Below are 6,000 nucleotides of genomic sequence, written 5' to 3'. Positions count from 1 at the left end.
CACCACTCGATCGGCCTTCCAGCTGAAAACCCGAAAATATTGTTCAAAAAACCATCAATCCCGGTATGATCGCGCGCCCGGATACCGCCCCACCTTGGAACCCTGATGAAGCCTCAACTGATCGCCGCCGCGGAACTCGACCGTCTCGAGACCTGGCAGAAATATTCCGCCCACATGTGCGGGGGCTGCGTGTCCAGTTGCTGCACGCTGCCGGTCGAAGTGAAGATCAAAGACTTGATCCGCATTGGCATCGTCGATGAATTCGAGCGTGGCGACCCGCCGAAGAACATCGCCAAGCGCTTGCAGAAGGAAGGCATCGTCGAGCGCTACAACAGCAAATCCGAGATCTTCACCCTGCAGCGCATGAGCAACAACGACTGCCTGTACCTGGATCGTAAGACGCGCTTTTGCACTATTTATGACAAGCGCCCGGATACCTGCCGCAACCACCCGAAAATCGGCCCAAGGCCAGGGTATTGCGCGTACAAGCCGAAGGAAGTGGTGCGCGAGACCAATTTCAAGACGCTCGATAAGTTCTGATTCACGTTTTGCAGGGTTCTCAAGGGCCCTATCGGGGGCAAGCCCCCTCCCACATTTTGAAGGCGTTCACAAATCAAACTGTGGGAGGGGGCTTGCCCCCGATGAGGCCCGCATAGTCACCACAAAAATCCCAGACATAAAAAAACGCCCCCGGCCTTTCGACCGGGGGCGTTTTTCATTCAGCCTGAGTTAACTCAGTTCTTGGCTTTCTTGGCAGCGCGGGTACGCTCGCCTTCGTCCAGGATCTTCTTACGCAGGCGGATCGACTTAGGCGTGACTTCGCACAGCTCGTCGTCCTGGATGAATTCCAGGGCCTGTTCCAGGGAGAACCTCACCGGTGGAACCAGAGCGATGGTTTCGTCTTTACCCGAAGCACGCATGTTGTCGAGCTTCTTGCCTTTGGTTGGGTTGACGCCCATGTCGTTGTCACGGCTGTTCAGACCAACGATCTGACCGTTGTAGATCTCTTGACCGTGTTCAACGAACAGCTTGCCACGCGCCTGGAGGGTTTCCAGGGAGTAGGTCAGCGCCTTGCCGGTTTCAACCGAAACCAGAACACCGTTCTGACGGCCGGACATGTCGCCGGACTTCATGGTGTCGTAGCGATCGAAGATCGAGGTCAGGATGCCAGCACCGTTGGTCAGGGTCAGGAACTGGTTACGGAAACCGATCAGACCACGCGCAGGGATGTTGTATTCCAGACGCACACGGCCTTTGCCATCCGGCACCATGTTGGTCAGGTCGCCCTTACGCAGGCCCATCTCTTCCATGACCTTGCCCTGGGATTCTTCAGGGGTGTCGATGGTGACGTTTTCGAACGGTTCCTGCTTCACGCCGTCAACAGTACGGATGATCACTTCAGGACGACCAACGCCCATTTCGAAGCCTTCGCGACGCATGGTTTCGATCAGTACCGAGAGGTGCAGCTCGCCACGGCCGGAAACCTTGAACTTGTCAGCCGAGTCGCCTTCTTCAACGCGCAGTGCCACGTTGTACAGCAGCTCTTTGTCCAGACGTTCCTTGATGTTACGGGAAGTCACGAACTTGCCTTCTTTACCGCAGAAAGGCGAGTCGTTTACCTGGAACGTCATGGAAACGGTTGGCTCGTCAACGGTCAGAGGCTTCATCGCCTCGACAGTGTCGGGCTGGCACAGGGTGTCGGAGATGAACAGCGAGTCCATACCGCTGACGCACACGATGTCGCCGGCAAACGCTTCTTCAACGTCGATACGGTGCAGGCCGTGGTGACCCATCAGCTTCAGGATACGACCGTTGCGTTTCTTGCCGTCGGCGCCGATAGCGACAACCGGGGTGTTCGGCTTGACGCTACCACGAGCGATACGGCCAACGCCGATAACACCCAGGAAGCTGTTGTAGTCCAGTGCCGAGATTTGCATCTGGAACGGACCGTCACGGTCAACCTTCGGTGGTGGAACGTGGTCAACGATCGCCTGGTACAGCGGGGTCATGTCTTCCGCCATGGCGGTGTGTTCCAGACCGGCAATACCGTTCAGGGCCGAAGCGTAGATCACCTGGAAGTCCAGTTGTTCTTCGGTAGCACCCAGGTTGTCGAACAGATCGAAGATCTGGTCCAGAACCCAGTCCGGACGCGCGCCTGGACGGTCAACCTTGTTGATGCACACGATCGGACGCAGGCCGGCTTCGAAAGCCTTCTTGGTCACGAAACGGGTTTGCGGCATAGGGCCGTCTTGAGCGTCAACCAGCAGCAGAACGGAGTCAACCATCGACATTACGCGTTCTACTTCGCCGCCGAAGTCGGCGTGGCCCGGGGTGTCCACGATGTTGATGTGGTAGCCGTTCCAGTTGATAGCGGTGTTTTTAGCCAGGATGGTAATACCGCGCTCTTTCTCCTGGTCGTTGGAGTCCATCACGCGCTCGTCGTTGAGCTCGTTGCGCTCCAGGGTGCCGGATTGACGCAAGAGTTTGTCTACCAGGGTGGTTTTACCATGGTCAACGTGAGCAATGATGGCGATGTTACGTAGATTTTCGATCACTTGTGTATCTCGATCAGAGGATTCGGTGTGCTGACAGGTCGTGGCAGCGATTAACAGTAGAGTCAGGCCTTGCCGTTACAGCTTGACGGCAGAGTCGGGGGGCCGGTGACGCAGGCCACAGGCATACAGCCCCGGGCTCTTAGCTCGGTCGATAAACGCGCACATTGGCATGCCCCTCACTGAGCAAATGGTGGGCATGCAGGCGACTCATCACGCCTTTGTCGCAATACAGCAGGTACTGACGGCTGTTATCCAGTTCCTTGAAACGCGCGTTCAATGCATAAAACGGCAGCGTTTGTACGTCGATGCCAGCGATGCCCAGCGGCTCGTCTTCAGCGGCATCCGGGTGACGGATGTCGATGACGATCTGGCCCGCCAGGGCTTCGCTGACTTCTTCGATCTGCACATCCTGGCCCAACTCGTCGATTACACGATCGATCGGGACCAGCTTGGCGTTCTCGAGCGCACGCTCCAGAATCGCCATATCAAACTGTTGTTCTTCATACTCCACGCGGTTGCGCTTGGCGTGGGTCTTGGGGTTCACCGAAATGACCCCGCAATATTCAGGCATGTGCTTGGCAAAGTCGGCAGTGCCGATGTGTTCTGCCAGGTCAATGATGTCCTGCTTGTGGCTGGCGATCAGCGGGCGCAGCACCAGCTTCTCGGTAACGCAGTCGATCAGCGACAGGTTCGGCAGCGTTTGGCTGGACACCTGGGAAATCGCTTCGCCTGTCACCAGCGCGTCGATCTGCAGTTGATCGGCAATTCGGGACGCCGCGCGCAACATCATACGCTTCAATACTACGCCCATATGACTGTTATCGACTTTACCGAGAATTTCGCCCAGCACTTCCTCGAACGGCACGCTGACAAACAGCACGCGTTGGGAACTGCCGTACTTCTTCCAGATATAGTGCGCGACTTCCATCACGCCCAATTCGTGTGCACGCCCGCCCAGGTTAAAGAAGCAGAAGTGGCTCATCAGGCCGCGGCGCATGATCTGGTAGGCCGCCACCGTGGAATCGAAACCGCCGGACATCAATACCAGGGTCTGTTCCAGGGCGCCCAGCGGGTAGCCGCCGATGCTATTGTGCTGGCTGTGGATCACAAACAACCGTTGGTCGCGAATTTCCATGCGCACTTCAATTTGCGGCGCTTTGAGGGAAATTCCGGCGGCGCCGCACTCGCGACGCAGCTTGCTGCCGACGTATTTTTCCACATCCATGGAGCTGAACGGATGCTTGCCGGCACGCTTGCAACGCACCGAAAAAATCTTGCCTTCCAGCTCACTGCCGAAGTGTTGTTTGCACTTTTCGGTAATGTCGTCGAAGTCGCTCAGCGGGTACTCGTCCACCTGCAGGAAATGCGCGATACCCGGCATGCAGCTCAGGCGTTCGGTCATATCCTTCAAGGCCTTGGCGTCGGTGACACGGGTTTCCAGCTCGAGATTGTCCCACACACCGTTCACCACCACCGCCGGGTCCAGATCGCGGAGCACGGTACGGATGTTCTTGGCCAACTGACGGATGAAACGCATCCGTACCGGTCGGCTTTTGATGGTGATCTCGGGGAAGACTTTAACGATTAATTTCATGGAAACAGCGCGTGCCGGGCCTGCCGAAAAAGGGGGCGCGGATTATAGCGGAAATCGCTCAAGGTTTAACCAGTTAATATGCATCACCGACGCGGCGCACCAAAACAGGTCATTCGCACAAAGAGACGCCACATTGCAGTGCGTTATTTATTCCGTTTCAGCGGTTTGCACCTTTATAGGGGCCATTTTGACGCAAAAAAGCCATGTTGGCGCACTGGCATGCAATTTGCTCTCTTGTGAGGCAGGTTGCCATGGCGGACTATCCGCGCCGGCATCACCCACATTCTAAGGGCTAACTCCACTACCCAGCCCGAAGCCACCCCGGAGGACACCATGTCGAAGTCGGTTCAACTCATCAAAGATCATGACGTTAAATGGATTGATCTGCGCTTCACGGACACAAAAGGCACTCAGCACCACGTGACCATGCCGGCTCGCGACGCGCTGGATGATGCGTTCTTCGAAGAAGGCAAAATGTTCGACGGCTCCTCCATTGCCGGCTGGAAAGGCATCGAAGCCTCCGACATGATCCTGATGCCGGACGACAGCACTGCCGTGCTGGACCCGTTCACCGAAGAGCCAACCCTGATCATCGTCTGCGACGTGATCGAGCCGTCGACCATGCAAGGCTATGACCGCGACCCACGTGCGATCGCCAAGCGTGCCGAGGAATACCTGAAATCGACCGGTATCGGCGACACCGTATTCGTAGGCCCGGAACCAGAATTCTTCATCTTCGACCAAGTGAAGTTCAAGTCCGACATCTCCGGTTCCATGTTCAAGATCTACTCCGAACAAGGTTCGTGGATGTCCGACCAGGACGTTGAAGGCGGCAACCATGGCCACCGTCCAGGCATCAAAGGCGGTTATTTCCCGGTTCCACCATTCGACCACGACCACGAAATCCGTACCTCCATGTGCAACGCCATGGAAGACATGGGCCTGGTCATCGAAGTACACCACCACGAAGTGGCCACTGCCGGCCAGAACGAAATCGGTGTGAAGTTCAACACCCTGGTGGCCAAGGCTGACGAAGTTCAGACCCTGAAGTACTGCGTACACAACACTGCCGTTGCCTACGGCCGTACCGCTACCTTCATGCCTAAGCCACTGTACGGCGATAACGGTTCGGGTATGCACGTTCACCTGTCCATCGCCAAAGATGGCAAGAACACCTTCGCTGGTGAAGGTTATGCCGGCCTGTCCGACACTGCCCTGTACTTCATCGGCGGTATCATCAAGCACGGTAAGGCCTTGAACGGCTTCACCAACCCGTCGACCAACTCCTACAAGCGTCTGGTCCCAGGCTTCGAAGCTCCGGTAATGCTGGCCTACTCGGCACGTAACCGTTCCGCCTCGATCCGTATTCCTTACGTGTCCAGCCCTCGCGCTCGCCGTATCGAAGCTCGCTTCCCGGACCCGGCAGCCAACCCATACCTGGCCTTCGCTGCGCTTGTAATGGCTGGCCTGGACGGTATCCAGAACAAAATCCACCCTGGCGACGCCGCCGACAAAAACTTGTATGACCTGCCGCCTGAAGAGGCCAAAGAGATCCCACAAGTGTGCGGCAGCCTGAAAGAAGCCCTGGAAGAGCTGGACAAGGGCCGTGCGTTCCTGACCAAAGGCGGCGTGTTCAGCGACGACTTCATCGATGCCTACATCGAGCTGAAAAACGCAGAAGAAATCAAGGTTCGCACCTTCGTACACCCACTGGAATACGAGCTGTACTACAGCTGCTGATCCGGTAGCGTCGCTTAACGTGACGTGATCGAAAAAGACCTCCTTCGGGAGGTCTTTTTTTGCCCGCGGATTACACAGCTCCGCACCTGCAAACCCAATCAAAAAGGTGGG

4 protein-coding genes are annotated in these 6,000 nt (G+C 56.7%); 2 read left to right on the top strand and 2 right to left on the bottom strand.

Features of this window, described 5'->3' with window-relative positions; translation table 11 throughout:
- Window positions 1–105: 105 nt before the first annotated feature.
- Window positions 106–540, top strand: coding sequence for a YkgJ family cysteine cluster protein (locus L9Z73_RS05810; protein ID WP_017849920.1), 435 nt, complete (start codon window positions 106–108; stop codon window positions 538–540).
- A gap of 194 nt (window positions 541–734) precedes the next feature.
- On the opposite strand, the gene typA is transcribed toward L9Z73_RS05810, so the two are convergent.
- Both typA and thiI read right to left on the bottom strand, forming a co-directional pair.
- Window positions 735–2,555, bottom strand: coding sequence for a translational GTPase TypA (gene typA / locus L9Z73_RS05805; RefSeq protein ID WP_247397328.1), 1,821 nt, complete (start codon window positions 2,553–2,555; stop codon window positions 735–737).
- A gap of 139 nt (window positions 2,556–2,694) precedes the next feature.
- Window positions 2,695–4,149 (bottom strand): tRNA uracil 4-sulfurtransferase ThiI, encoded by a 1,455-nt coding sequence (gene thiI, locus L9Z73_RS05800; RefSeq protein WP_247397327.1) that lies wholly within the window; start codon window positions 4,147–4,149, stop codon window positions 2,695–2,697.
- 333 nt (window positions 4,150–4,482) lie between these two features.
- On the opposite strand from thiI, the gene glnA reads away from it, so the two are divergent.
- Window positions 4,483–5,889 (top strand): type I glutamate--ammonia ligase, encoded by a 1,407-nt coding sequence (glnA, locus tag L9Z73_RS05795; RefSeq protein WP_247397326.1) that lies wholly within the window; start codon window positions 4,483–4,485, stop codon window positions 5,887–5,889.
- Window positions 5,890–6,000: the final 111 nt, after the last annotated feature.

It is taken from the genome of Pseudomonas emilianonis (genome assembly GCF_023072625.1).
Lineage (GTDB): Bacteria > Pseudomonadota > Gammaproteobacteria > Pseudomonadales > Pseudomonadaceae > Aquipseudomonas > Aquipseudomonas paraveronii.
Note: the sequence above shows the minus strand (reverse complement) of the source record. Positions and strands in the feature narration are given on the sequence as shown.

Bases quoted from the DNA above. Each gene is read 5' to 3' on its own strand.
- L9Z73_RS05810 (WP_017849920.1), top strand. From the start codon at position 106: ATGAAGCCTCAACTGATCGCCGCCGCGGAACTCGACCGTCTCGAGACC.
- thiI (WP_247397327.1), bottom strand. From the start codon at position 4,149: ATGAAATTAATCGTTAAAGTCTTCCCCGAGATCACCATCAAAAGCCGA.
- glnA (WP_247397326.1), top strand. From the start codon at position 4,483: ATGTCGAAGTCGGTTCAACTCATCAAAGATCATGACGTTAAATGGATT.